Source organism: Halomonas sp. AOP30-A1-24, assembly GCF_052378165.1.
GTDB classification, from domain to species: Bacteria; Pseudomonadota; Gammaproteobacteria; order Pseudomonadales; family Halomonadaceae; genus Vreelandella; species Vreelandella citrativorans.
Genome location: NZ_JBQSXL010000041.1, coordinates 1 through 22,840, shown reverse-complemented (window position 1 = coordinate 22,840; position 22,840 = coordinate 1). Strand labels below are relative to the sequence as shown.

Sequence of the window (22,840 nt, the reverse complement as noted above, 5' to 3'; positions counted from 1 at the left end):
CCGCCACGAGGAGTATCTTTGTTGACGACTTCTTTGGCTTTTTGAGCTTCTTCACTCTTGTTACGCTGTTTATCCTGTCCATGGTTCATGACGTACTCCTTTGTATTCTGAAACTTCGCTTTGAAAAAGCCAACGTGGCTCTTTCTGCTTACAGCGTAGAACAGCCCTCTGAAACCTACAGGCCCAAAAAAGTACGGTTAGATGCTTTGCCACCCTACTACGCAGATACTAAAGTCACCCAAACATGCTCATAAGTGATAGATAGCGCGACGCCCATCAACAGCACCGCCATTATCTGATTAAAGCGTTTAAAGAAGGCGGGGTTGTCAATTCGGTTACCGACCAGGCTGCCTATCCACATGTAGCTTCCGGGGGCGCCTGCGGCCAGTAGCGCTAATCCCATCGACCAAATCACCAGGCCAGGCCCTTGAATACCCGCCGCGGGAAACTGCAGTGTGGCGATGGGGAGTGTCGCCACAATTCCTTTGGGGTTCAGCAATTGCAGAATGAGGCCGTCACGATAGCGAAGGGTGAGTGGCGAGCTGGATACGGCATTAACGTCAATGCGCGCTCTCGCAATGTGTATGGCAAGGTAAATAATATAACCACAGCCGAAAACGCTAACCGCGATGAGTAGGCGCCCATCAATCCACGCAGCACCCGCCCAGCCGAAGAGTAAAAACAGTAATAGCATCGCCGTGCCCACGCCCAGGCAGAAACCCAGCGACGTTTTTGCCTGCCCATTAACGCCTGTATTTAACCCCATCAGGTTCACAGGCCCAGGCGAATACATGATGCCCACGGCATAAGCGATAATAGCTAACATAAAAGCTCTCTGGTTAGTCGTTAAGGTGGTGCTGGTATTGGTGGGGAGTAAGGCCATAAATACGCTTAAAGCGACGGTTAAAATGGCTAAGGTCGGTAAAGCCGTAGCGAAACGTCACCTCGCTAAGCGGTGCGCCTTTTTCAAGTGCGCTGCACGCCGCATTAACCCGGCAGTTGATGACGTACTGATAGGGCGTGATGCCCAACTGCTGACGAAACAGCCGCAAGAAATGAAACTTGGAAAGGTGCGCCGCTTGGCTAATCGCTTCAAGCGAGAGGTCGGTGTCCAGGTGCGCGTGGATATACTCTTTGGCCAATCCGAGAAGTGCATCGGGCCTGCTAGAGGTATGCCCAGGCTGATAAGCACCGCCTAGTTGGGTGATTCGTTCAACAACGTGATAGAGCGCGTTTTCCTGGTCGATCTGGCTGCCGGTTGATGTGGTAATCAATCGGGCAACGTTGGTTATCCGCTCGCGTAGTGCCATGTCTTGCACCAGCGTACTGTCGAATCGAAAGTGGGATGCTGTTTCCTGCCCTAGGGCGTCGTCAAATAGGGCCTTAACTTGAGTGGGGTGAACGTACAGCATGACGTAGTCGAGCGTGCGGTCGCCGCCTGGTTGGCCGTCGTGAACGTCATCTGGGTTAAAGATAATTACATTACCCGGTGGGCTACGGTGATATTGCCCACCGCTGAAAAAGTCCTGACGACCTGACAGCGTCACCCCAAAGGCGTACTCCTCATGCGCATGCGGGTCATAGCGAAAATCGAACATCGCTGCCTGTAGCGTTTTCAGCGTGGGGATGTGCTGGCTTTTAGTGAACTGAAAGCGGCTTGCCGATTTTCCCATTGCTAAGCCTCCGTCTATCCAAATGTCATTGCGCTAGTTTAACGCTCACGTGTTAGCGCAGCTTGTACAAAATTGCGCTTTATAAGTGTCGGTTACTCCTTTTGAACGGTTGAATCTTGTTAATTAATAATAAAGTCAGCAGAGCCTTTGTTTTGACTTGAGCAGTGGGTGCTACGCTTGGTCGGTAAACGTTAAATCCAGCACTGCTCAAGACAGGGAGGTTACGGTGAAACCAATCAACGCGTTTGATCCTTCACGCCGTCAGGTTGTCGGTGGGTTAGCGACCGGCATGGCGGCTGCTATTGCCGCCCCCGCGTTTGCTCAACCATCCACTTCCCAGCCTGCCGCCAGTAATGGCGCGTCGGGTGCAAGCGCTAAAGGAGGCTCCATGCCACACAAACAGGACCCGACCAGCCAATATCCCGCACCGCCGTTTTCTGAACAGCCGCAGGAGTGGCCGGGGCTTGCCAGCAAGATGGACCCTCGGCCTGACCACGGTGAAGAGAGCTACCGAGGTAGCGGCCGTTTGCAAGGCCGAAAAGCCCTGATTACTGGTGGCGACTCCGGTATTGGTCGGGCAGCCGCCATTGCCTATGCTCGTGAGGGTGCTGATGTAGCGATCAACTATCTGCCTGAAGAAGAGTCCGATGCGCGGGAAGTGATTGAGTTAATCGAAGCCGAAGGACGCACCGCTGTAGCGATTCCTGGCGATATTCGTAATGAAGCGTTTTGCAGTGAACTGGTCGAAACGGCCGTGCAGCAGTTGGGTGGGTTGGATATCCTGGTCAATAACGCCGCCCGTCAGCAGTGGAAGCCGTCGCTTACCGACCTTAGCCACGACGATTTTGACGCCACTATGAAAACCAACCTGTACGCTATGTATTGGATTACCCAGGCGGCGATGCCGCATCTGGAAGCGGGGGCGTCGATTATCAATACCACCTCGGTGGTGGCTTACGATCCGCCTAAAATCCTGTTGGATTACTCAATGACCAAAGCGGCAATCGTGGCATTTACCAAGGCGCTGGCCAAGCAACTTGCCGAGCAGGGCATTCGTGTTAATGGCGTTGCCCCCGGCCCGTTTTGGACACCACTTCAGCCCAGCGGTGGTCAACCGCAAGAGGCCGTACAAAGCTTTGGTGACGACGGGCCACTGGGTCGCCCAGGCCAGCCGGTAGAGCTTGCCGGTGCCTACGTGCTCTTGGCCTCGCAAGAATCCAGCTTCACCACCGGCAACATTTATGGCGCTGGCGGTGGCAATGGTCATCCTTGATCAGGTTTAATCATTCCCGGCCCAGCGGCATGTATAACGCTGGGCCGGGCTTCTTTCAATCCTCCCGCCTGCTCATTCTCGTCCCGCTACCCTCATGCCGTGTTGTCTGGTAATTTCAGACTTATCTACTAAGCCTTCGTTAAAAGGATAGCTTCCCATGTTTACCGGCTTGAGTGCATTTCCATTAACGCCCATGCACGAGCAGGGGATTCGTGAAAACGAGTTTTCCCGTTTAGTGGAACGTTTGGCCGAGGCGCGGGTGGACTCTATCGGCGTGCTGGGGTCAACCGGAAGCTATGCGTATCTCAGCCGAGAGGAGCGGGCGCGCATTACTCAACTGGCGGTAGAAAGCGCAGGCGATGTACCGGTGATTATCGGTATTGGCGCATTGCGCACACGGGACGTGTTGGTGCTTGCCGAAGATGCTCAGAAAGTGGGCGCTAGCGGCGTATTGCTGGCGCCGGTTTCTTATCAAACGCTGACCAATGACGAAGTGTTTAGCCACTATGAAGCGGTCTGCCGTTCATTAAGCGTACCGCTGTGTGTTTACGATAATCCGGGCACAACGCACTTTACGTTCAGCGATGAGCTGCATGGACGTATTGCCCAGTTGCCTCAGGTCCGCTCGATCAAGATTCCACCGGTCAGCATGAATCTCAACGCTGCTCGTGAGCGGGTTGATCGCCTGCGTGCTTTGATTCCGGAGGATGTCACTTTGGGGATAAGTGGCGACGTCGTCGCGGCCACTGGCCTGATCGTGGGGTGCGATAGTTGGTATTCCGTGCTGGGCGGGTTATTTCCTGAAACGGCGCTGGCGATAACGCGAGCCGCCCAGGCGGATGATTTTAAAACAGCGCAGCGCCTTTCTGATCAGCTAGAACCTTTCTGGGCGCTGTACCGTGAATACGGAGGAAGCTTACGGGTTATCGCCACCGCCGCCGAGATCCTTGGCAAGGTCAGCACGCCTTGCTTGCCGCTGCCGCTAAACACGTTCCAGGGCAGCCAGCGCGCAAGAGTCGAGCAGGTGATTGAAGAGCTCGATCTACGTTAGGCGAAAGCATCAAAACGCCCGGTAAACGCTGGGCAAATGTGTATTGAGTACATTACTCGATAAGCTCAATCAGCCGATCCGGGTAGTCGGTAAACAAGCCGTTCACGCCCCAGTCGATGAGCTTCTGCATATGATCGGTATCGTTCACTGTGTAGATGTGTACCGCCAAGCCGTTATCTTGAGCCTGGCGAATGAACGCTTCGTCGATCACCTGCTCGCCTTCATAACGGTAATTCGACCCTAAGCCTACTGCGTAATCGGCCACGGTTTGAAAGTGCTCGTCGGTGATGTCCTGCGCTCCAGGCGTGGTACCTCTCCACTCCACCAGACGTTCACTGTCCTCTGTGCTGGGGGAGTACCATACCAACTGAATCAGTGGGATATCGTCGTTCAGTTCGTGAATCTTGAGCAGGCTCTCCTGCTCAAACGACTGGATCAACACGCGTCCGGTGTTGATCATATCAAACGCTTCCAGGCGCTTAACAAGCGCGGCATCCCGATGAATGCACTGCTGCTCAGCATGATCGGTGGCTTCGGCGCGCTGTTTTCAAGCGTCTACGCACCGGAAACGGTCTACCTGGTACTGGTCTCGATTTCTGGCTTGGCCGTGGTAGTGGTGTGGATGGCGATTGCGCTCAGTCAGCTCAACTTCCGCCGCCACTATCTGCGCGAAGGCGGGCGGCTTGAAGACCTGGTCTACCGCACGCCGTTCTACCCTTGGGTACCGCTGATCGCGTTTGCGGCTTGTCTGGCGGCGTGCATCGGCATTGCGTTTGATCCGCAGCAGCGCGTGGCGCTCTACTTCGGGGTGCCGTTCATTGGCCTGTGTTACCTGGCGCATTTTCTGCACCATCGTAAGGCCGTTCAATCCCCTGTTCACCTGGATACCGCCGCTGAGGAGAAAAGAGTATGAGTGAAACAAATCCGATCAAGGCCCTGCTGGCGGACGCACCCTTTATGGTGATTGACGGGGCACTTGCTACTGAGCTGGAAGCGTTGGGCTGCGATCTCAACGATAGCCTGTGGTCGGCGCGCCTGCTGGCCCAAGCGCCGGAGAAGATTCGCCAGGTGCATCAGGCGTATTTCGAAGCCGGTGCCGACTGCGCCATTACCGCCAGCTACCAGGCCACGGTGCCTGGTTTTATGCAGGCGGGAATGACCGCCCAGCAGGCGCGGGAGCTGATTCAGCGGTCAGTCACGTTGGCGCAGCAGGCTCGCGATGCGGTGTGGCAGCCGGGGCAAACCGACCGCCCCAAGCCGCTGGTGGCCGCGTCCGTTGGCCCCTATGGCGCTTATCTAGCAGATGGCAGCGAGTACCGCGGCGGCTATGATCTGGATCGTGCCGGGCTGGTTGAGTTTCATCGCGAGCGGTTTGAGCTGCTGCTGGCCTCGGGCGCTGATCTGCTGGCAGCAGAAACCTTGCCCTCGCTAGAGGAGGCGCTGGCAATCACTGATCTGTTGGCTGAACACCCCGGCGCCCAAGCCTGGGTTACCTTCTCGGCCAAGGATGGTGAACATATCAGCGATGGAACGCCGATTGAGGCGTGTGCCACAGCACTGGCTAACTGCCCGGGCGTGGCAGCGATTGGCATAAACTGCACCGCGCTTGCGCATATCGAGTCATTGGTCGCGGCGATCAAACGCCAGTGTGACCTGCCTGTGCTGGTGTACCCCAACTCGGGCGAGCTGTATAACGCGGAGACCAAAACCTGGCACCCGGCACCGTGTGATCACACCGCCACGGGGCCTTCTGGCTTGGCCCAAGGGGTAGAGCAGTGGTTGGCAGCAGGGGCTGCGGGTATCGGTGGCTGCTGCCGTACAACACCTGATGATATTCGGGCACTGGCCCAGTGGCGGCAGTCGCTTTAGTTGGCTAGGGGGTTGGGCTTTTCCCGCGTTAAAAGTGTGAAGCGCCTAGCTCTCGCTTAAGCCATTCGGCCAACTGCTCACTACGTTGGCGGTTGTGGTGGCGGGGTAGCCAGAGGCAGAGCTTGGCGGGGGTTTCGATAAATCCCCAGGGTGCGGTGAGCCGTCCATTTTTCAGGTCATCTTCTACCAATAGCCTTGGCGCAATCGCCACGCCTAAGCCTGCCACGGCGGCTTCGATTAAATAGTAGAGATGATCGAACCCCTGGCCTTTACCCAAAGCCTCTTCAAGAGTCGTCAGTTCAAGCCCTTGGGCGCGGCCCCATTGTGGCCATGCCTGGGGGCGAGAAGCGGTGTGTAAAAGCTTGCTGGAAAAGAGCGTATCCGGCTGCGCTGGGTCGAGCTTTGCTTCCAAGTGAGGGCTTGCCACCGCGCAAATCTGCTCGGCCATTAGCTCGACGACGTCTACCTCCGCAGGCCAGGGCGGCTCGGAAAAGGCCAGGGTAGCGCTGATATTTTCCTGCTTGGCGGGCAGTTCACTTTCGCTCACTACGACCTGCAATTTGAGCTGGGGCAGGTCGCGCTGCAGACGGCCCAGCCTGGGAATCAACCAGCGCGCCAGCAGGCTGCCGGGGCAGGCCAGCGTGAAGGGCGCTTCTTCCACATCACGCTTGAGATCCGCGCAACTATCACGCAGGCGGGTAAACGCTTCGCCAATGCCGTGATAAAGCCGCTCGCCGTGGTGAGTCAGCTCAATGCCACGGCCCGCTTTGGCAAAAAGCGCCACACCAAAATGTTCATCCAGACTGCGCAGCTGGCGACTAACGGCACCGTGGGTCACGCTTAGCTCATCGGCTGCGGCCGTCACGCTGCCTAGCCGGGCGGTGGCTTCAAAGGCGCGCAGGGCACTTAAAGGGGGCATGCTTTGTTGCATCAACGGTTGACTCCAGCTCACATATTGATGACATCTTATCGATTTTTATCTCCGCCTGCTTGCGCTACTTTCAATGCAACTGCTACTCCGCTTTGAGAGGTCATCATGAACCAACCTGCGCTCCAGCCTGATATTAACGGCCTGTTTGGCCAATTCGGCGGCCGTTTTGTTGCCGAAACGCTAATGCCGCTGATTCTTGAGCTGCAAGCCGAATACGACGCTGCCAAAGACGACCCCGAATTCCAGCGCCAGCTCGCCTACTTTCAGAGCGACTACGTAGGGCGCCCCAACCCGCTCTACTTTGCCGAGCGGCTGACCAAACACTTTGGCGGCGCGAAGATCTATCTCAAGCGTGAAGAGCTTAACCATACCGGCGCGCACAAGATTAATAACTGCATCGGCCAAGTGTTGCTGGCCAAACGCATGGGCAAAAAGCGCATCATCGCTGAGACCGGAGCCGGTATGCACGGCGTGGCTACGGCCACGGTGGCGGCGCGGTTTGGTTTGTCCTGTGTGATCTACATGGGCTCAACGGATATCGATCGCCAGCAGCCCAACGTATTTCGCATGAAGTTGCTGGGCGCTGAAGTGATCCCGGTCACTTCCGGCACCGGTACGCTGAAAGATGCCATGAACGAAGCGCTGCGCGATTGGGTCACCAACGTGGATGACACCTTCTACATCATCGGCACTGTGGCCGGGCCGCACCCGTATCCCGCCATGGTACGTGACTTCCAGGCGGTGATTGGTCACGAAACCCGCGCGCAAATGCAGGAAAAAGAGGGACGCCTGCCCGATTCGCTGGTGGCCTGTATTGGCGGCGGCTCCAACGCCATGGGGCTGTTCCATCCGTTTTTGAACGATGCCTCGGTCGAAATGATTGGCGTTGAAGCGGGCGGCAAGGGCGTTGAAAGCGGCCAACATGCGGCCAGTCTAAACGGCGGCGCGCCGGGCGTACTTCACGGCAACCGCACCTATCTGTTGCAGGATGAGGACGGCCAGATTATTGATGCCCATTCGATTTCGGCGGGCCTGGATTACCCCGGCATCGGCCCGGAACACGCCTGGTTGCACGAGCAGGGGCGCGTTGAATATGTATCGGCCACCGACGATGAAGCGCTTGAAGCCTTTCAGACGTGCTGCCGCCTGGAAGGGATCATCCCTGCCCTTGAAACGGCCCACGCGTTGGCCGAAGTCGCCAAGCGGGCACCGAATCTACCCAGCGATCACTTGATGGTGGTTAACCTGAGCGGGCGCGGTGACAAAGATATGATGAGCGTAGCCCACTACCTGGGAGAAAAATTCAAATGAGCGCATCTGTTCAAAAGAGCGAATCTATTCACCAGAGCGCACATAAGGAGACTGCCATGAATCCCAACTCGCGTCTTGCAGCACGCTTTTCCGCGCTCAAAACCGAAAACCGCCCGGCGCTGGTGAGTTATCTCACCGCAGGCGACCCAGATATGGCGACATCGCAACGCATTCTTGAGGGCCTGCCCGCTGCTGGTGTGGACGTGATTGAGCTGGGCATGCCGTTCAGTGACCCCATGGCCGATGGCCCCGCGATCCAAAAAGCCGCGCTGCGCGCCCTAAAAGAAGGCCAGACCCAAGCTAAAACGCTGGAAATGGTGCGTATCTTTCGCGAAAAAGATACCACTACGCCCATCGTGCTAATGGGCTACTACAACCCTATTTACCGCTATGGCGTAGAGCGCTTCTTAACCGATGCCGCTAGCGCCGGCGTGGATGGCCTGATTGTGGTCGACCTGCCCCCGGAGCACGACGACGAGCTTTGCCAGCCCGCCGCCCAGCATGGCATCGACTTTATCCGCCTGGCCACGCCCACCACGGACACCAAGCGCCTGCCCAAAGTGCTGGGCAACGCCTCCGGGTTTATCTACTACGTTTCGGTGGCAGGCGTTACTGGCGGCAGCGCACCCACGCCCGAAAAACTTGAGCGCTCAGTCAGCCAGCTACGCGAACACACCCAGCTTCCCATCGCCGTTGGCTTTGGTATTCGCACCCCGGAACAGGCCGCGATTATTGGCCGATTCAGCGATGCGGTAGTGGTTGGCTCCGCGTTGGTAGATTGTATCGAGCACGCCGCAACGCCTGATAAAGCCGTTAAAGGAGTGCATGATCTTGCCCGCGCACTGGCTGAAAGCGTTAGGGAGTGCCGCGAGCTGGGCGAGCCGCAAGTCAGTTAAAACAAGCTAATTAAAACCAGGTTGTTTAAACCAGGTCATTAAGAAACGGTTAAACGATGCCGCCATTGGCACGCAGGGTTTGGCCGTTAATCCAGCCGCCTTCAGGCGAGGCGAGAAAAGCCACGACGCTTGCGATATCGTCCGGTTGGCCAAGTCGCTCCAGTGGCGGCATCTTGGCCATCCGCTCGACCAGTTCGTCAGATTTACCCTCAAGAAACAGATCTGTCGCGGTAGGGCCTGGTGCCACGGCATTGACGGTGATCGAGCGGCCACGCAGCTCTTTGGCAAGAATCGCGGTTAAGGTCTCAATGGCGGCTTTGGTGGCGGCGTAGACCGAATAGGTTTCAAGTTTCAACCCGACAACGCTGGTCGATAGGTTGATGATCCGGCCACCGTCGCTCAGGCGGTTGGCCGCTTCGCGCATGGTATTGATCGAGCCTTTTAGATTGATATCAATCTGAGCATCCACCGCGTTCTCCTCCATCTGCGCAAGCGGGGCAAGTTTCATGATGCCTGCGTTATTGACCAGCACATCAATGTGCCCCCACTGCGTTTCAAGAGTGTCAAAAAGCTGACGCACCGCTTGGGCATCGGCTATATCAGCTTGAATAGCCTGCGCTTTACCACCCGCCGACTCAATCTCTTGAACCACGTGGTCAGCGGCTTCTGCATTGCCTGCGTAGTTGACGACCACCGTAAAGCCATCGCGCGCCAGCTGTTTGGAAATAGCCGCCCCAATCCCCCGGGAACCACCCGTTACAAGCGCAATTTTCTGTTCTGCCATCGTTTTTCTCCTTCTGCGTAGGGAGTCGGTGAATACCTGACGTATGCAGCATAAAAGACAAAGCGTGCTCTATAATCAGGCTTAACCTGTCATCACTATTCGGAAAGCGTGAACAATGGACCGACTTGATACGATGCACGCGTTTACGCGTATCGTCGAAAGGCGAAGCTTTACTCACGCCGCGCAAGACCTGAGTATTTCCCGCTCAACGCTGACCGAGGCCATCAAAACATTGGAGGCACGCCTTGGCGTAAGGCTGTTGCAACGTACCACGCGCTCGGTGCACCCAACGCGGGATGGCGACGCTTACTATCACCGCTGTTTGAGTATTTTGGCCCAGGTTGAGGACGCGGAAGGCGCGCTAATGAATGCCAAGCCCAAAGGCGTGCTGCGGATAGACGTTCACGGCACGCTAGCCCGCCATTTTATATTGCCGAAGCTACCCGCGTTTCTTAACACCTACCCAGGTTTGGAGCTTCACATGAGCGAGGGTGATCGTCTGGTCGATCTAGTAGGCGAGGGCATCGACTGCGCATTGCGCGTCGGTATGCCCCAGGACAGCGATATGCACTCCCGGCGAATCACTACACTTGATGAAGTCACGGTCGCCTCGCCCGAATACCTGGCCAAGTACGGAACGCCGCATTCCGTGGCCGAGCTTGGCGGGCACACGATGGTGGGCTTTCACTCCAGCCGTGCAGGCCAGACGCTGCCTCTTGAGTTCACTAATGGCGGAAAAGTTGAATATGTAACGTTGCCCGCCAGCGTGACCACAAGTGCAGCAGAAAGCTATTACGCGGCCGCACGACTAGGGCTCGGCATCATTCAGGTGCCCCGTTACCATGCAGAAGATGATCTACGAACTGGCCAGTTGATCGAAGTCCTGCCCGCCAACCCGCCCACAGGATCACCCGTTTCCATTCTGTACCCAAGCAACCGTCAGTTATCCTCCCGCGTGCGAGTATTTATCGACTGGGTGGTTAGCGTGTTTGATGAAGGTGATGAGCTTGCCAAACTTGTGGAAGAGCGCCGAGGTGAAAAGGATAAAGCGGTGACGGTGTCGCTGGATAATCTATAAACTATGGGGCTGCCTGAATCTATGGTTGTACCTGTTGGGATAAGCGTTTGCCTAATTGTTTCTGCTTCTTATATCAGGTCGTTTGATAATCCCCGAGTACACGAGCTATCACACCATGCGGATGGAAGGTGATGGCATTGCCATGGTGGCAACTACCCAATTCTTTAACTAAGAGGCCATAATGCGAAAACTCCTTACACTGATAGTAGTGCTGGCGCTGGGCTATGCCGGGGTGTACTTCTATTACGGCCATGCCGTTAAACAGGAAGTCCAGCAACAGCTGGATAACCGTGGCCTTTCTGCGGTCAGCGTCGATAACGTTGAGTACGGTGTGCTGGCGCCCGTTAGCAGCTCTGCAAATCTTACGGTAAGCATTACTTATCGTGGCGCCCAAGCGGAGCTGGACCTAGCCGTAGAAGGCCACCCCGTGTTTTCCGATGAGGTAAGCGTCAGGCTTGATGGCCTGCAAGCGCTGCGGTTGGGCATTGGTTTGGGGATGTAGTAACGCTTCAACGTGACAAGGCGAGAGGGCATCCGTCTAAGCACTTTCGTTACGATCCAGCCTTTCAAAGCGGACCGGTATAGGCGGATTGGCATATCCTGTTTGAATAGCACGTTGTAAACGCATTGGGACGCGTAGCGACATATGCTCTTGGCTATTCACTTGTGAAAGATAAGGGAAACCATGTATCCGGTATCTATAAAAGGGGTATTACTCCTGCCCGCCAACAAGGTCGTACTGGCGCTCAACGACCGCGATGAGTGGGAGCTGCCCGGCGGGCGTATCGAGATAGGTGAAGTATCGTCAGAATGCCTAGAGAGAGTTCGAGGAAGAGCTGGACGTAAAGGTCGTTGGTCAGGAAATTATCGATAGTTACCTGTTTGAGGTCATTCCCCAAAAGCATGTATTCATCGTCACCTACGGCTGCCGTCTTGTGAGCGACTTCAACCCAAAGGTGAGTCACGAACATTCCCGAATTGATACGTTTCCTATTGATGACTTGCCCCATAACTTACCTGCAGGGTATGCCCAATCGATTAATGCATGGTGCGCCATGCAGGGCAGCCTACCCCTGGTCGATAGTCACGTTTGATCGATGACAATATCGATAACCGACCGCTGAACACGTTTACCCATGCCCTACCGTAACCATGGTGATTGAAGGTTACGCCGCCGCAAAACGCCATCAAACCCCGGTGCTGCTTTCAAACCACATATCCATCATCAGCGGTTGGCAAGCCTGTGGTAAAAGCGGCGGGTGGAACGTACAGAGTTAGCTAGTGAGCGCCGCTACAAGCGATACATTATTAGCGCTGGTGCACCTCAAGTGAGTCCTCCGGTGCTTCATGCCGGTCATTCAAACCGTAATCCCGGATGATGGCCGCAACACGAAGCCGATAGTCGGCAAAGATTTCCTGTCGGCCTGCTTTCTGAATGGAGCGGTGAGGTTCGAACGTCCGCCACTGCTTGACGGCTTCTTCGTCCCGCCAGAAGGAGAGCGACAGGATTTTGCCTGGGTGGGTAAGGCTCTCAAAGCGCTCTATCGAAATATAACCGTCGATATCTTTTAGGTGCGGGGCCAGCGTGCTGGCGGCATCCAGGTAGTCATCTTTGCGGTCCTTATGGGGTAGCGCTTCGAATATCACGGCAATCATAAAGCACTCCATGCATCTGTCGGTGCAATACCCAGCGTGCCATCTACTGCTTCAACGAAGCTGCGTTCCTCCTTGAGGATAAAGCGCTGCGCCATGGCAAAGTTCGCTTGCCCGCCTTCGTCAGAATGTAGCCGTAAGCGGTAGGCTTCATAGGCGGCCAGGCTATCGAAAGCGACAAGGCCCCAGGCCACGTTATTCGACCCTTCATGGGGAAGAAAATAGCCGATGAGGTGGCCGCCGCAGCGGGGAATAATCTGGCCCCAGTTTTCGGCGTACTCCTTGAAGGCACTACGTTGGAAGGGATCAATCTCGTAGCGAATCACACAGGTAATCGTCATGGGGATCTCCTCTGGTTTGAAAGGACAATACCGCGTTGTCGGCCTCTTATGGTTCGACTAGAATCGAATCATGAGTGAAGGCCCCAACATCGTGCGCGTCGCAGCGCTTATCGGAGATAACGCCAGAGCAGAGGTTCTCTCCGCCCTGATGTCAGGCCGTGCGTACACTGCCACTGAACTGGCAGATACGGCCGGGGTAACCAAGCAAACCATCAGTTTTCATCTTGGCAAGCTGCTGGAGGCTGCGCTGATTACGGTCGAAAAGCAGGGCCGCCATCGCTATTTCATGCTGGCCGGGCCAGAAGTGGCTAGCCTGCTTGAATCGCTGATGGGTCTCGCATTTAAAAATGAAGATGGTTCCCGCTTTACCGGCCCCCGCGATCCCGCACTTCGTAAGGCACGTATTTGTTATGACCACTTGGCCGGGGAATTAGGCGTATGTGTATATGAACAGATGCTTCAAAACGGCATCTTTCAGCAGCACTCAGGAGGGCTAGACCTCACTGAGCATGGTCGAGCATGGTTGCTTCGATAGGGTATTGATACCGATGCACTGGCGTCTTCAAAACGCCCATTGTGTAGAACATGCCTCGACTGGAGCGAGCGCAGGCATCACCTGGCAGGCGCGCTTGGCAGTGCGCTGCTTACCCGTATTCAGGAACTGGGGTGGGCGAAGCAAGAGAAGGATTCCCGAGTGATTGCGTTCAGCGCTTCAGGCGAGAAAGCGCTGTGGGCAATGCTCACACCTCAAAGTACGTTAACAGTTTCCGGCCAGACATTTTCCTCTCAGCGGCCTGTGGACATCGAAAACATTCAAACGATACAACATACATAGTCCAACTCTACTTTTGAGGCCTCGCCTAATGCACTACCGCCCCATGACGATTGAAGATTACGACGCCGCCGTGGCGCTATGGCTGAGCACGGAAGGCGTGCGGCTGCGCGATGCGGATTCCCGCGAAGGCGTTGCCCGCTATTTGCAGCGTAACCCCGGTTTAAGCTTTGTGGCGGAAGCAGAGGGAAACGTAGTGGGCACGATTATGAGCGGCCATGACAGCCATCGAGGCTTTATTCAGCATTTGGCGGTCGCGGCTTCACACCGCAACATGGGGGTCGGCTCACAGCTGGTGGCGCTCTGCCTGGAAGCGCTTAAAAATGAAGACATCCAAAAATCCCACTTGATGATTCTGGTAGAAAACGAAGCCGGTAAACGCTTCTGGAGCAACCTGGGCTGGGAGTTTCGGAGTGATATCGCGCTCTACTCGTTTATTAACGGCGGCGGGCCGAACGCCTAGAACTCTGAGTGCCTTGGCTTGGCTTGGCCGAGTATGGGGAGCCAAGTTTTCTGCAACCATTCAGAGATGGCGCGCTATCGTCGCTAAGCCACAAGAACAATGAGCGCAAACATCATACGGATGGCATAAGCTTGATGTTCCAAGTCATCACGATAAAGGATGCACCGTGAACAATGACGAGTTAAAAGCTTTATTTGATCAACAAGCATCAAACTATGATCAGCAGTGGGCAAAACTATCCCCCATTACCAACGGGCTCTATTCCCTGCTGGAGTCCGTTTTTGCAGACTTACCTGAGAATGCCAGCATCCTTTGCGTAGGCGTGGGAACAGGCAGAGAGCTGGTCTATCTAGCCAAGAAGTTTCCTGGCTGGCACTTCACCGCTGTAGACCCTTCGGGCGCTATGTTAGATGCGTGCCGCGAAGCTGCCAATAAAGAGAATATCGCATTGCGCTGTACCTTCCATGAAGGGTACGTAGAGTCACTTCCCGATGACACTACCCATGATGGCGCTACCTGCTTTTTAGTCTCCCAGTTTATGGTGGATGAAGCCGCCCGCGCTGCATTCTTTCAGCAGATTGCTAACAGGCTCAAGCCTGGCGGCGTTTTGGCAAATGCTGACCTGGCGTTTGATAAAGAGGTGGGGGGCTTTGACGCCATACTGAAGGTGTGGATGACGGTTATGTCAGGAAACGGTGTTCCAGCGGAAACCATCATTAAAATCAAAGCTGCCTATGAAAAAGACGTAGCGATTCTCCCACCTGACACCGTTGCCTCGATTATTCAGTCAGGCGGTTTTACACGCCCAGTGCCATTCTTTCAGGCTGGGTTAATTCACGCTTGGTTTACGAAGCGGGAATAGGCGCGCTCAGTCCGCTAATAACAAAAATATTTTCAGTATTGCACTGAAATATGCTTTCTATAGAAGGCGTCGCACTATATAGACGCAGCTTTTTACAATGATATTCAACGTCTATAGGAACACATTTATGTCTGATGCACAGAACGCTGTAAACATTGTCAGCAACTTCCTGGAAGCCTCTATGGCACCCGACCCAGAGCTTGCGGCCACCTATATGGCCCCCGATGTCGTTATCACCTTCACCGGTGGCCGCGCCATGGAAACCCCGCACGCCATTACCCACTTTAATGCTGGGCGTTATGCGTGGGTTAAAAAAGCGCTAGGGCAGTTTGATTGGACGGTTCACGAGGACCACATCGTTGTCTACTCCAACGGTACGTTATACGGAGAATGGCCAGATGGACGTCCTTTTGCAGGCAACCGCTATTTGGACCGGTATGAAGTGCGTGAGGGCAAAATCACGCGCATGGATGTATGGAACGACAGTGCAGAGTGGATATTAACGCCTGAGCTTAACCGGCAGTCTTAATCAGCGTGTGTGGAGCTGGGCACATCATAATGCGGGTGGCATGGAGCGATAGGGTGTGCCTTGTTTTAAAGCAACTGCTCATTTAATTATCAGATAGACAAGTAAGGCTATACCGACGGGGTGTTAGTGCATGACTGCAAAAATATCCGGATAGGAAAATGCCAGTCAGGCTTAACGGACTGGCATTACCGCCTTGGCGGGATGATGCGTGAAAGCGAGACGCTGAAAGTGGGGATGATCCCACCGAATTACACAAACAAATTACTCGGCACCGATCTCATCGAGCCCGGCACGGGCGCAAGACGCGTCGATATCGCCCGATGGTGCACCACCTACACCAATACCGCCGACCAGCTCACCATTGATTCGTATCGGCAGACCACCTGCCTGAACCACCATCCTGGCATCCATGTTGTGCATCCCATCATTCCCCGGATTGCCACCGATAAATCCGGCCAGGCCAGCGGTGTCACGCCCCATGCTGGCCGAAGTGAAGGCCTTGCCTATGCTACTGTTGATGGTATGCGGCCCAGCATTGTCGGCGCGTAACAGCACTTTCGTTTCACCGCTACGAGCAGCGATAGCAACGCTGACATTGTGGCCTTCGGCAGAGCAGGCATCCAACGCAGTCTGCGCAGCAGCCAGGCTCATGTCGAGCGGTAAATAAGGCGCTGTTGGAAGATCTTGCGCCATAACGGAAACAGGAGCCATCAACACGGCAGCCAAAGCAAGATTACGAATCATTTTGCGTCCTCGGTAAAATTAATATTCATATTGATGCTCTTAACCTATAGCAATGTTTAATAAATATTCAAAGTTTAAATTACTTTGTAGTGCTCTCAATAGCGCCTATATAGGCCGAACACGTTAGCGGGCGTGCTGACGCTGAGGATTTTCGTCGCATGCTATAAGCCCGGCAGCTATTCAGTGACGCTGCCTTTTCAGCCATTACTTTTAAAGGTGCCCCATGGCGTTGAACCCCCACTTCTGGGCAGAAGAGCTATCGCTACTGCATGACCACCTTTGGGCGCGCCTGACCCAAGGTGTCAGCGACCGCCACGCACCGGCGCGTTACCTCACCCTGGCCACCGTTAGCGAAAGCGGCATGCCGCAAGCCCGCACGGTAGTGCTCCGCAGCGCCGATAAGCAGGCGGCAACGCTTGCCATCTACACCGATATTCACTCAGAAAAGATAAGCGCTCTTCGCGCTAACCCTATGGCCGCGCTGCACGTATGGGATGCTGCTGAGCAGCTGCAAATACGCATAGAAGCCAGCGTCAGTATTCTGACCGGCGAAGCCGTAAGCGAGCAGTGGCAAAGCCTGCCGGAACACGCCCGTAGCGCCTATAGCAGCGGGCTGGCGCCGGGCGAACCGATTGCGGCTTCACTGGATTACACCAAAACGCCGGATGAAAGCGCTTTCGCAGTGTTGTGGATGGACGTTCAAGCGATAGAAGCGCTGCACTTGGGCCATCACCATCACCATCGCCGTGCCGTATTCTCGTGTGGTGATGGTTGGGCGGGGCAGTGGCTGGTGCCGTGATGGCCGCGCATCTGCTGCTTTTAATGCGGGGTTGGTACCCTCGGGTACCGAAGAATGAATCCAATCGGAGCGAAAATGACGACCTTACCCACCTTTGATACCGCTCGTCTTAAAGTGCGACCACGGACGGATGCAGACCTTTCAGCCTGTTTGGAAATGGATCGCGACCCTGAGGTGACGAAGTTCGTTAAAGGCCCATGGTCTAACCCTAAACGGCACGAGGCCTTCGTACGTGAGCGGATCGATACTAACTTTGGCGAGGGGCTCGGCTACTGGTCCGTGTTCTTACGCGAGCGTCCTGATCAATTTCTCGGCTGGATTCTTTTAATACCCTACGATGGCGTCGGGCCTGAAGTTGAAATCGGTTGGCGGTTCAATCGAAAAGCGTGGGGAAAAGGCTTTGCAACCGAGGCGGCCACGCCGGTGCTAAAGCATGCGCTTGAAACACTCGCACTTCGCCGTGTTGTTGCTGATATCGATGCTGACAACGTGGGGTCCATCCAAGTCGCTATCAAAATTGGCATGTCGGATGAGGGCATGAAGGAGCTTGATGGCGTTACCTATCAATCATTTGTGGCGCGTCAATAAATGCGCGAAAAGGGTATGACGGCAGCTCTTACGTGTTTGGCACTGGCGATCTCTCTGTGTTTGATGCGCGCCCGCTAGCGCTTGAGCAGAATGTGATTGTGGTGGCCGTGAATTACCATCTCGGCCTGCTATCGGCACAAGCGTTGGTCTCCCATGATGATGCGTTTCTGGAAAACCTCGCCCTGACAGACAATCTACAGGCAACCGAACAAGGATGGCATTTGGAGCCTCAACCCAGCTGAGCTTCTATTGCGGTCTTGTCGATCACCGACCAGACTTCCTGAATCTTATTATCACGGAAGAGGTAGAACGCATTCTCGCAAAACGTCACTTTTTTGCCGTCCACCGCAAGGCCGAGGAAGCTACCTTTCGGGGTTACATCGAATCGCAGCCTGCACGCAACATGGGGTGAATCAACGGCCAAAAGCTCAATGTTGAAGTGAAGATCCGGTATCTGCTCATAATCGGCTTCCAGCATGGCACGATAACCATCAAGCCCTAGGCGCCTGCCGTTGTGGTGGACATTGTCATGCACGAACTGGCCAAGGCTCGTCCAGTCCTGATGATTGAGGCAGGTGATATAATCATGGTATGCCGCTTCCAAGTCACGTTTGTTCATCCTGATTCTCCTTTCCTGGGCTGGCGTGAAGGTATTCGCCAAGGGTACACAGGCTCAGTATCATAAGCAGCCTAAACCAAGCCACAGAAGTCATCGTTCATGTCGTGCCCGCCTTGCCCCCATTGCCAATCTGAATTCGTCTATCAGGATCAAAGCCTGTTCATCTGCCCCGAGTGCGCCCACGAATGGAGCCCCTCTGAGACTGAGGCAGAAGGCACCGTGGCGGTAAAAGATGCCCACGGCACACTGTTAGCGGAAGGCGACAAGGTAACGATGATCAAAGACCTCAAGGTCAAGGGTAGCTCACTGGTACTCAAGGTAGGCACCAAAGCCGTTATCAAGCGGCTCGTGGATAGCAAGGATCACCAACTGGACTGCAAGGTCGATGGCGCAGGCGACATGATGGTAACCGCTCATTTTGTGAAAAAGGCCTGAATAAGAGCCGGAATTCCTCTATCCACATCACGACGCAGTGAGCTGAGGCTCATCCACTTCCACCGCGTCACACAACGTTTCAGAAAAGCTTGCCAGGGCAGGCGTCCAGGTTTCCGGTTCGGGGGCGACAAAATAGGTATCGATATGGGCAATAGAAGCGGGCAGCGCCAGTGTGTGAATCCCGAACCGGTGCTGATGAGCGTCAACTGTTCCACGCGGTAATACCGTATAGCCCATCCCGGCAGCGACGCAGCCCAGCATCGCATCCAGCGAGCCGAACTCGAATATCCGGCCCGCATTGACGCCATAGGAAGCCAGCAATAGCTCGATACGCTGGCGATAGCTACACCCTTGGCGAAACGCCATGAAGGCAGACGCCAGCAGCGCTTGTGAAGAGGGCATCGTCGTCATGGGCATTGAGCCCACTAAGACAAGCTCCTCGCTAAATGCTTTAAGCACGTGGTAGCGGCTATGCTCAAGCCGCCCAGCCACGAAGGCACAGTCCACCTGCCCGTTTAGCAACAGCTCGACCAGCTCAGCCGTTGGCCCGGTCTTGAGCTGGATATCAACATCAGGCTGCGCTGCGTGATACGCCGCTAGTATCGGCGGAAGACGCAATGCCGTCGTGGTTTCCATAGCGCCTATCCGCAGCCGCCCACACGCCTTCTCCTGGCCCTTGAACAGCGATACCGCTTCATCGTGGGCCGTCAACATGCGCTCAGCGTACTCCACCAGCGCCAACCCAGCGCTTGTGGGGCGAACACGCCCCGCGCGATGAAACAGCTGTACGCCTAACTCCTCCTCAAGTTTCTTGATGTGAGTCGTCACGTTGGATTGCACCGTGTGCAAGCATTTTGCCGCTGCCACGAAGCTGCCTGTCTCGGCCACCGCCATAAATAGTCGTAATGATTTAAGCTGCATACACACCTTTCTGCCAAGCCAGCGATATCTCAAAAAAAGATAGTAACTATCAAAACAAATCGTTTCTAGAAATAGTTCCTCGCGCGTAGTCTGGCTGTGCAGTACCGCGCTGCCCACTTGCCCGAAAGGCGGCACAACAAGGACACAACCTGATGAGCCGAACATTTACTTCCCACGATTTGCCCGCCCTGATGACCGGCATAATGGCGACCCTAGCGGGGATCGGCATTGCTCGCTTTGCCTACACGCCGCTATTACCGGCGATTATTCAGGAAGGCTGGTTTACCGCAAGCCAGGGCGCCTACCTGGGGGCAGCCAACCTGCTGGGCTACTTTATCGGCGCGCTTGTTGCCCACTCCCTGAGTGAGCGCTTTTCTACGCGCCACGTAATGGCGGCAAGCTTCGCCGGCATCGCCTTAAGCTTTGTGCTTTGCGCTGGGGAGGGCGGTTTCACCTGGTTCTTCTTCTGGCGCCTGGTGTCGGGCATTGCGGGCGCCATCTTAATGGTGGTTGGCCCTTCGCTGGCGTTGGCGGCCACGCCCGCTGAAAGGAAAACCCGTGTCGGTGCCATGGTGTTTACGGGGATTGGCCTGGGCGCTCTGCTTTCAGCCTTCATCGTGCCGTTGCTGCTTGAATTAAGTCTCGCGTTTACGTGGGGCGCGTTGGGGCTGCTCTGCGTTATGGCGGGGCTTTTATGCGATCACGGCATCACTCGGCTGGCGTTACCTGCCACGGCCAGCTCAACGGCCAATAAATCCAGGGAGTATTCGGGGGTAAAGGTCGTCGTGTGGCTGGTCATTAGTGCGTATGCCCTGGATGCGGTTGGGTTTGTGCCTCATACCGTGTTCTGGGTGGATTATCTCGCCAGGGAAAACGCGCTAGGTAACCAGGCCGCTTCATTTCAGTGGGGGATCTTCGGTTTAGGTGCCGTGTGCGGGCCGCTCATGGTCGGCGCCCTGGCGCAGCGGGCAGGTTGGCATTATGGTTTGGCGATTGCTTTTTTAGCGAAGGCTGCCGCTGTCCTGCTGCCGGTGTTCTCGCTAGCACTGATCAGCCAATCGGTTTCCTCTTTTATGGTAGGAGCGATGATCCCCGGCATTGTCGCACTCACCTCGGGCCGCCTTGCTGAGCTGGTAGGGCCAACTGCGCACAAGAAAATCTGGGGGCAAGCCACCGCCGCTTTTGCTGCTGCCCAGGCAGTGGCTGGCTATGCCATGTCGGCACTCTATGGCGTTTGGGGCACTTACTCGCCGCTGTTCGCCATCAGCGGTCTCATGCTCGTCGCAGGCTTTTTGCTGGTACTGCTTAGCCGTGGTTTACAGCAGCGCAACGCGGCGCTTACTGCTCAAAACAGGAGATAATAATGGAACTCTACCTAAACGCTACATCGCCCTACGCGCGCCTGGTGCGTATCGTGCTACTGGAAAAAGGCCTGAGCGACGCCGTCACGCTGAAATGGTGTGACCCCTGGGCCGACGACCCCGCGCTATTAAAGGCCAACCCCGCCGGGCGTATTCCTGCGCTAGTCACCGAGGAAGGCACTACGCTCAGCGAATCGATGCTGATCGCTATTTATCTGGATAGCGCTTATCCGGAGAAGCCCATGCTGCCACTATCTCGCTTAGCGGAGGTGATGCACTTAGCGGGGTTGGGGCAAAACCTCATGGAAGCGGCGTTTACGACAGTGATTGCCAGAAAGCACAATGGCAATGAGATCGACAATAGCGAGCTGGGCCAGCGGCGTTCGCGGGCCATTCAGCGGCTGCTCGAACAATTGAACCGAGAGCTTGGCGAAGCGCCAGCGGCCTCGCCCCTTAGCCTCGGTGATATTGCCGCCGCTGTCGCGTTGGATTACCTCGCTTTCAGATTACCGGAGGTGGCGTGGAGGGAGACCTATCGACCGCTTGCTTCGTGGCACCAAGGTGTGATCACACGTTCGAGCTTTCAGGCGACCGCGTTGACCACATCTTAACGATGATCCAGCGACGAAGGGAAAAGGCCACTGCAACGCCAACGCTACCGACTAAAAACTAACCCGCCGCGGTGGGATTAATCTAAGTTAACTGCTAGTCTCGGAATATTAGAGCGAAAAACGCCGCAGGGAACATACGATGCAGAATGCTTGCCAACGGTTCACCCTACCAAGCAGCTCATACAAGGGCAGGCTAGCGGTATTCTGCTGGCCGGCTCTACGTACGGTTGACCCCCGCGAACGCGGCTATCTGCCTCGCCACTACTTTTCATGCAAAGACGTGCCGGTAGACGACTTATTCAGCGTTTCAGAAACCATGACTGATCGCCCTTTTAAAGGACATACAGCATGTTTTTCGCAGGGTATTACATGGAGTTATGAGCAGCCGGTTGAGACTATGGCGGGCGGGATAGGATCTTATGAGTCAATTGATAAATGACACCTTTCGACTCTAAGCGGAAGTTCCGAAAAATGCAGCAGGCGCACGAATTTTGGCTACACACCCTAATGGAATTTAATGGTGCTGATAATCATTGGCTTAGGAATATCTGGCAGGCTGCATTTGCCAGAAAAAAGTGCCAGCACGTTCATTCAATCATAGAGCGTGCTGTCTAATACGCTGTTAGGAAGACTATGGCATCAACTATATCCATTTTAACTGCTTATATAATTGTTGTCTCTACGTTCTACCTTATGGGTTACTGGACGGAGTTCGGCATCAATTACCTAGAGTACATAACAATCTCGGAAGTAGCTATTGTTGCTCTTAACTCTATTCTGGCCTCATTCGGATTTATCGCATTAGGAGCCCTTCTAAGTCATATCTATTTAGGTAATATTTTCAAGGTTGGTGAAGGAAAATACACACCTGAAGGTCGATTCCTAAATAAATGGTGGAAGCTATTAATACTCCCGTTAGTGGCTTTGGTTCTATTTGCCATATACACCAATAAGCCGCTTGCAATGTTTGCAGTGGCATTCCTTTTTTCACCAATAATTGGAATTTGGGTTGCAAATCAAGGTGTGTTCGAAAAAATGATTAATAATCATGAGATTAGATTCTCGATTATTCAGATGGCCGTTCTCGTTGTTTTTATGTCACTACCAAAGGGGCATTTAGATGCATGCGCTGTAAAAAGCAGTATCGAAACTAATCAAGTTATTATTGACAATAATCGGTATACTTATGTTGGAAAACTAAATGACAGCTTGTTTC

Annotated in this window: 31 protein-coding genes; 21 read left to right on the top strand and 10 right to left on the bottom strand. The window is 54.8% G+C overall.

Annotated elements, in window-relative coordinates; translation table 11 throughout:
- On the top strand, positions 1 to 254 hold a 254-nt coding region (locus ACT3TJ_RS16750), incomplete at its 5' end, for a hypothetical protein (RefSeq protein ID WP_444666069.1).
- Here ACT3TJ_RS16750 and ACT3TJ_RS16745 read toward each other — a convergent pair.
- Both ACT3TJ_RS16745 and ACT3TJ_RS16740 read right to left on the bottom strand, forming a co-directional pair.
- Positions 218 to 826 (bottom strand): LysE family translocator, encoded by a 609-nt coding sequence (locus ACT3TJ_RS16745; protein ID WP_441679657.1) that lies wholly within the window; start codon positions 824 to 826, stop codon positions 218 to 220. The genes ACT3TJ_RS16750 and ACT3TJ_RS16745 overlap by 37 nt on opposite strands.
- A gap of 13 nt (positions 827 to 839) precedes the next feature.
- On the bottom strand, positions 840 to 1,673 hold the full coding sequence (locus tag ACT3TJ_RS16740; protein ID WP_441679658.1) for a helix-turn-helix domain-containing protein: 834 nt from the start codon (positions 1,671 to 1,673) through the stop codon (positions 840 to 842).
- 226 nt (positions 1,674 to 1,899) lie between these two features.
- On the opposite strand from ACT3TJ_RS16740, the gene ACT3TJ_RS16735 reads away from it, so the two are divergent.
- Together ACT3TJ_RS16735 and ACT3TJ_RS16730 are read left to right on the top strand one after the other, a co-directional pair.
- The gene (locus ACT3TJ_RS16735) at positions 1,900 to 2,946 is read left to right on the top strand and encodes an SDR family oxidoreductase (protein WP_441679659.1); all 1,047 of its coding nucleotides are present in this window, start codon (positions 1,900 to 1,902) and stop codon (positions 2,944 to 2,946) included.
- A 157-nt stretch (positions 2,947 to 3,103) separates the two neighbouring features.
- Positions 3,104 to 3,997 carry a dihydrodipicolinate synthase family protein gene (locus ACT3TJ_RS16730; RefSeq protein WP_441679661.1) on the top strand — a complete coding sequence of 298 codons (894 nt, stop codon included), beginning with the start codon at positions 3,104 to 3,106 and terminating at the stop codon, positions 3,995 to 3,997.
- 52 nt (positions 3,998 to 4,049) lie between these two features.
- On the opposite strand, the gene ACT3TJ_RS16725 is transcribed toward ACT3TJ_RS16730, so the two are convergent.
- The gene (locus tag ACT3TJ_RS16725) at positions 4,050 to 4,457 is read right to left on the bottom strand and encodes a glycerophosphodiester phosphodiesterase family protein (protein ID WP_441679663.1); all 408 of its coding nucleotides are present in this window, start codon (positions 4,455 to 4,457) and stop codon (positions 4,050 to 4,052) included.
- A gap of 39 nt (positions 4,458 to 4,496) precedes the next feature.
- Between ACT3TJ_RS16725 and ACT3TJ_RS16720 the strand changes: the two genes are divergently transcribed.
- Entirely contained in the window at positions 4,497 to 4,910 is a 414-nt protein-coding gene (locus tag ACT3TJ_RS16720) for a hypothetical protein (protein ID WP_441679665.1), read from the top strand.
- Positions 4,907 to 5,866, top strand: coding sequence for a homocysteine S-methyltransferase (gene mmuM, locus ACT3TJ_RS16715; protein WP_444666067.1), 960 nt, complete (start codon positions 4,907 to 4,909; stop codon positions 5,864 to 5,866). Before ACT3TJ_RS16720 ends, mmuM begins: the two co-directional genes overlap by 4 nt.
- A gap of 28 nt (positions 5,867 to 5,894) precedes the next feature.
- Here the strand turns inward: mmuM and ACT3TJ_RS16710 are convergent, their stop codons facing one another.
- On the bottom strand, positions 5,895 to 6,797 hold the full coding sequence (locus tag ACT3TJ_RS16710; RefSeq protein WP_444629005.1) for a LysR family transcriptional regulator: 903 nt from the start codon (positions 6,795 to 6,797) through the stop codon (positions 5,895 to 5,897).
- Positions 6,798 to 6,902: 105 nt separating this feature from the next.
- Here ACT3TJ_RS16710 and trpB point away from each other — a divergent pair, with 105 nt between their 5' ends.
- Both trpB and trpA read left to right on the top strand, forming a co-directional pair.
- Positions 6,903 to 8,108 carry a tryptophan synthase subunit beta gene (trpB, locus tag ACT3TJ_RS16705; protein ID WP_444629004.1) on the top strand — a complete coding sequence of 402 codons (1,206 nt, stop codon included), beginning with the start codon at positions 6,903 to 6,905 and terminating at the stop codon, positions 8,106 to 8,108.
- Positions 8,109 to 8,164: 56 nt separating this feature from the next.
- A complete protein-coding gene (gene trpA, locus ACT3TJ_RS16700; protein ID WP_444629003.1) occupies positions 8,165 to 9,004 on the top strand; it encodes a tryptophan synthase subunit alpha in 840 nt (279 codons plus the stop codon).
- Between the two features lie 49 nt (positions 9,005 to 9,053).
- Here trpA and ACT3TJ_RS16695 read toward each other — a convergent pair whose 3' ends face one another.
- Positions 9,054 to 9,788 (bottom strand): SDR family oxidoreductase, encoded by a 735-nt coding sequence (locus ACT3TJ_RS16695; protein ID WP_441679675.1) that lies wholly within the window; start codon positions 9,786 to 9,788, stop codon positions 9,054 to 9,056.
- A 115-nt stretch (positions 9,789 to 9,903) separates the two neighbouring features.
- On the opposite strand from ACT3TJ_RS16695, the gene ACT3TJ_RS16690 reads away from it, so the two are divergent.
- The 3 genes from ACT3TJ_RS16690 (at position 9,904) to ACT3TJ_RS16680 (ending at position 11,740) form a co-directional block, all read left to right on the top strand.
- Positions 9,904 to 10,866: a LysR family transcriptional regulator gene (locus tag ACT3TJ_RS16690; protein ID WP_441679677.1), complete on the top strand. Its 963-nt coding sequence runs from the start codon at positions 9,904 to 9,906 to the stop codon at positions 10,864 to 10,866.
- Positions 10,867 to 11,047: 181 nt separating this feature from the next.
- Positions 11,048 to 11,368 (top strand): hypothetical protein, encoded by a 321-nt coding sequence (locus tag ACT3TJ_RS16685; protein WP_441679679.1) that lies wholly within the window; start codon positions 11,048 to 11,050, stop codon positions 11,366 to 11,368.
- Positions 11,369 to 11,551: 183 nt separating this feature from the next.
- Positions 11,552 to 11,740 carry a hypothetical protein gene (locus tag ACT3TJ_RS16680; RefSeq protein WP_441679681.1) on the top strand — a complete coding sequence of 63 codons (189 nt, stop codon included), beginning with the start codon at positions 11,552 to 11,554 and terminating at the stop codon, positions 11,738 to 11,740.
- A 434-nt stretch (positions 11,741 to 12,174) separates the two neighbouring features.
- On the opposite strand, the gene ACT3TJ_RS16675 is transcribed toward ACT3TJ_RS16680, so the two are convergent.
- Entirely contained in the window at positions 12,175 to 12,522 is a 348-nt protein-coding gene (locus ACT3TJ_RS16675; protein WP_444666065.1) for an antibiotic biosynthesis monooxygenase family protein, read from the bottom strand.
- Positions 12,519 to 12,860: an NIPSNAP family protein gene (locus tag ACT3TJ_RS16670; RefSeq protein ID WP_444666063.1), complete on the bottom strand. Its 342-nt coding sequence runs from the start codon at positions 12,858 to 12,860 to the stop codon at positions 12,519 to 12,521. The genes ACT3TJ_RS16675 and ACT3TJ_RS16670 overlap by 4 nt, the downstream gene beginning before the upstream one ends.
- Before the next feature lie 70 nt (positions 12,861 to 12,930).
- Here ACT3TJ_RS16670 and ACT3TJ_RS16665 point away from each other — a divergent pair, with 70 nt between their 5' ends.
- The 4 genes from ACT3TJ_RS16665 to ACT3TJ_RS16650 all read left to right on the top strand — a co-directional run bounded on the left by ACT3TJ_RS16665 (position 12,931) and on the right by ACT3TJ_RS16650 (position 15,546).
- Entirely contained in the window at positions 12,931 to 13,395 is a 465-nt protein-coding gene (locus tag ACT3TJ_RS16665) for an ArsR/SmtB family transcription factor (RefSeq protein ID WP_444666061.1), read from the top strand.
- 328 nt (positions 13,396 to 13,723) lie between these two features.
- Positions 13,724 to 14,155, top strand: coding sequence for a GNAT family N-acetyltransferase (locus ACT3TJ_RS16660; protein ID WP_444666059.1), 432 nt, complete (start codon positions 13,724 to 13,726; stop codon positions 14,153 to 14,155).
- 166 nt (positions 14,156 to 14,321) lie between these two features.
- Positions 14,322 to 15,017, top strand: a complete 696-nt coding sequence (locus tag ACT3TJ_RS16655; protein ID WP_444666057.1) for a class I SAM-dependent methyltransferase — start codon at positions 14,322 to 14,324, stop codon at positions 15,015 to 15,017.
- A 127-nt stretch (positions 15,018 to 15,144) separates the two neighbouring features.
- Positions 15,145 to 15,546 (top strand): nuclear transport factor 2 family protein, encoded by a 402-nt coding sequence (locus tag ACT3TJ_RS16650; RefSeq protein ID WP_193053931.1) that lies wholly within the window; start codon positions 15,145 to 15,147, stop codon positions 15,544 to 15,546.
- Between the two features lie 261 nt (positions 15,547 to 15,807).
- Here ACT3TJ_RS16650 and ACT3TJ_RS16645 read toward each other — a convergent pair whose 3' ends face one another.
- Positions 15,808 to 16,290, bottom strand: coding sequence for a GlcG/HbpS family heme-binding protein (locus ACT3TJ_RS16645; protein WP_444666055.1), 483 nt, complete (start codon positions 16,288 to 16,290; stop codon positions 15,808 to 15,810).
- Between the two features lie 223 nt (positions 16,291 to 16,513).
- On the opposite strand from ACT3TJ_RS16645, the gene ACT3TJ_RS16640 reads away from it, so the two are divergent.
- The 3 genes from ACT3TJ_RS16640 (at position 16,514) to ACT3TJ_RS16630 (ending at position 17,919) form a co-directional block, all read left to right on the top strand.
- Positions 16,514 to 17,089 carry a pyridoxamine 5'-phosphate oxidase family protein gene (locus ACT3TJ_RS16640; protein ID WP_444666053.1) on the top strand — a complete coding sequence of 192 codons (576 nt, stop codon included), beginning with the start codon at positions 16,514 to 16,516 and terminating at the stop codon, positions 17,087 to 17,089.
- 75 nt (positions 17,090 to 17,164) lie between these two features.
- Positions 17,165 to 17,677: a GNAT family N-acetyltransferase gene (locus tag ACT3TJ_RS16635; RefSeq protein ID WP_444666051.1), complete on the top strand. Its 513-nt coding sequence runs from the start codon at positions 17,165 to 17,167 to the stop codon at positions 17,675 to 17,677.
- A gap of 32 nt (positions 17,678 to 17,709) precedes the next feature.
- A complete protein-coding gene (locus ACT3TJ_RS16630) occupies positions 17,710 to 17,919 on the top strand; it encodes a hypothetical protein (protein WP_444666049.1) in 210 nt (69 codons plus the stop codon).
- Here ACT3TJ_RS16630 and ACT3TJ_RS16625 read toward each other — a convergent pair.
- Entirely contained in the window at positions 17,907 to 18,296 is a 390-nt protein-coding gene (locus ACT3TJ_RS16625) for an ester cyclase (RefSeq protein WP_444666048.1), read from the bottom strand. The genes ACT3TJ_RS16630 and ACT3TJ_RS16625 overlap by 13 nt on opposite strands.
- Positions 18,297 to 18,395: 99 nt before the next feature.
- On the opposite strand from ACT3TJ_RS16625, the gene ACT3TJ_RS16620 reads away from it, so the two are divergent.
- A complete protein-coding gene (locus ACT3TJ_RS16620) occupies positions 18,396 to 18,731 on the top strand; it encodes a zinc ribbon domain-containing protein YjdM (protein ID WP_087111830.1) in 336 nt (111 codons plus the stop codon).
- 27 nt (positions 18,732 to 18,758) lie between these two features.
- Here the strand turns inward: ACT3TJ_RS16620 and ACT3TJ_RS16615 are convergent, their stop codons facing one another.
- Positions 18,759 to 19,652, bottom strand: a complete 894-nt coding sequence (locus tag ACT3TJ_RS16615) for a LysR substrate-binding domain-containing protein (protein WP_444666046.1) — start codon at positions 19,650 to 19,652, stop codon at positions 18,759 to 18,761.
- Between the two features lie 152 nt (positions 19,653 to 19,804).
- Here ACT3TJ_RS16615 and ACT3TJ_RS16610 point away from each other — a divergent pair, with 152 nt between their 5' ends.
- From ACT3TJ_RS16610 to ACT3TJ_RS16600, 3 genes are all read left to right on the top strand, one after another.
- Positions 19,805 to 21,013, top strand: coding sequence for a YbfB/YjiJ family MFS transporter (locus ACT3TJ_RS16610; RefSeq protein WP_444666044.1), 1,209 nt, complete (start codon positions 19,805 to 19,807; stop codon positions 21,011 to 21,013).
- Positions 21,014 to 21,015: 2 nt separating this feature from the next.
- Positions 21,016 to 21,624 carry a glutathione S-transferase family protein gene (locus ACT3TJ_RS16605; protein WP_444622681.1) on the top strand — a complete coding sequence of 203 codons (609 nt, stop codon included), beginning with the start codon at positions 21,016 to 21,018 and terminating at the stop codon, positions 21,622 to 21,624.
- A gap of 633 nt (positions 21,625 to 22,257) precedes the next feature.
- Positions 22,258 to 22,840: hypothetical protein (locus ACT3TJ_RS16600; protein WP_444622682.1), on the top strand; the 583-nt coding region annotated here is incomplete at its 3' end.

Excerpts from the sequence above, each read along its gene's own strand:
- ACT3TJ_RS16745 (WP_441679657.1), bottom strand. The coding sequence starts at position 826 with ATGTTAGCTATTATCGCTTATGCCGTGGGCATCATGTATTCGCCTGGG.
- ACT3TJ_RS16665 (WP_444666061.1), top strand. The coding sequence starts at position 12,931 with ATGAGTGAAGGCCCCAACATCGTGCGCGTCGCAGCGCTTATCGGAGAT.
- ACT3TJ_RS16615 (WP_444666046.1), bottom strand. The coding sequence starts at position 19,652 with ATGCAGCTTAAATCATTACGACTATTTATGGCGGTGGCCGAGACAGGC.
- ACT3TJ_RS16620 (WP_087111830.1), top strand. The coding sequence starts at position 18,396 with ATGTCGTGCCCGCCTTGCCCCCATTGCCAATCTGAATTCGTCTATCAG.
- mmuM (WP_444666067.1), top strand. The coding sequence starts at position 4,907 with ATGAGTGAAACAAATCCGATCAAGGCCCTGCTGGCGGACGCACCCTTT.
- ACT3TJ_RS16645 (WP_444666055.1), bottom strand. The coding sequence starts at position 16,290 with ATGATTCGTAATCTTGCTTTGGCTGCCGTGTTGATGGCTCCTGTTTCC.
- ACT3TJ_RS16695 (WP_441679675.1), bottom strand. The coding sequence starts at position 9,788 with ATGGCAGAACAGAAAATTGCGCTTGTAACGGGTGGTTCCCGGGGGATT.
- ACT3TJ_RS16740 (WP_441679658.1), bottom strand. The coding sequence starts at position 1,673 with ATGGGAAAATCGGCAAGCCGCTTTCAGTTCACTAAAAGCCAGCACATC.
- ACT3TJ_RS16690 (WP_441679677.1), top strand. The coding sequence starts at position 9,904 with ATGGACCGACTTGATACGATGCACGCGTTTACGCGTATCGTCGAAAGG.
- ACT3TJ_RS16725 (WP_441679663.1), bottom strand. The coding sequence starts at position 4,457 with ATGATCAACACCGGACGCGTGTTGATCCAGTCGTTTGAGCAGGAGAGC.
- ACT3TJ_RS16730 (WP_441679661.1), top strand. The coding sequence starts at position 3,104 with ATGTTTACCGGCTTGAGTGCATTTCCATTAACGCCCATGCACGAGCAG.
- ACT3TJ_RS16680 (WP_441679681.1), top strand. The coding sequence starts at position 11,552 with ATGTATCCGGTATCTATAAAAGGGGTATTACTCCTGCCCGCCAACAAG.
- trpB (WP_444629004.1), top strand. The coding sequence starts at position 6,903 with ATGAACCAACCTGCGCTCCAGCCTGATATTAACGGCCTGTTTGGCCAA.
- ACT3TJ_RS16635 (WP_444666051.1), top strand. The coding sequence starts at position 17,165 with ATGACGACCTTACCCACCTTTGATACCGCTCGTCTTAAAGTGCGACCA.
- ACT3TJ_RS16650 (WP_193053931.1), top strand. The coding sequence starts at position 15,145 with ATGTCTGATGCACAGAACGCTGTAAACATTGTCAGCAACTTCCTGGAA.
- ACT3TJ_RS16610 (WP_444666044.1), top strand. The coding sequence starts at position 19,805 with ATGAGCCGAACATTTACTTCCCACGATTTGCCCGCCCTGATGACCGGC.
- ACT3TJ_RS16720 (WP_441679665.1), top strand. The coding sequence starts at position 4,497 with ATGAATGCACTGCTGCTCAGCATGATCGGTGGCTTCGGCGCGCTGTTT.
- ACT3TJ_RS16685 (WP_441679679.1), top strand. The coding sequence starts at position 11,048 with ATGCGAAAACTCCTTACACTGATAGTAGTGCTGGCGCTGGGCTATGCC.
- ACT3TJ_RS16670 (WP_444666063.1), bottom strand. The coding sequence starts at position 12,860 with ATGACGATTACCTGTGTGATTCGCTACGAGATTGATCCCTTCCAACGT.
- ACT3TJ_RS16660 (WP_444666059.1), top strand. The coding sequence starts at position 13,724 with ATGCACTACCGCCCCATGACGATTGAAGATTACGACGCCGCCGTGGCG.
- ACT3TJ_RS16710 (WP_444629005.1), bottom strand. The coding sequence starts at position 6,797 with ATGCAACAAAGCATGCCCCCTTTAAGTGCCCTGCGCGCCTTTGAAGCC.
- trpA (WP_444629003.1), top strand. The coding sequence starts at position 8,165 with ATGAATCCCAACTCGCGTCTTGCAGCACGCTTTTCCGCGCTCAAAACC.
- ACT3TJ_RS16675 (WP_444666065.1), bottom strand. The coding sequence starts at position 12,522 with ATGATTGCCGTGATATTCGAAGCGCTACCCCATAAGGACCGCAAAGAT.
- ACT3TJ_RS16625 (WP_444666048.1), bottom strand. The coding sequence starts at position 18,296 with ATGAACAAACGTGACTTGGAAGCGGCATACCATGATTATATCACCTGC.
- ACT3TJ_RS16605 (WP_444622681.1), top strand. The coding sequence starts at position 21,016 with ATGGAACTCTACCTAAACGCTACATCGCCCTACGCGCGCCTGGTGCGT.
- ACT3TJ_RS16640 (WP_444666053.1), top strand. The coding sequence starts at position 16,514 with ATGGCGTTGAACCCCCACTTCTGGGCAGAAGAGCTATCGCTACTGCAT.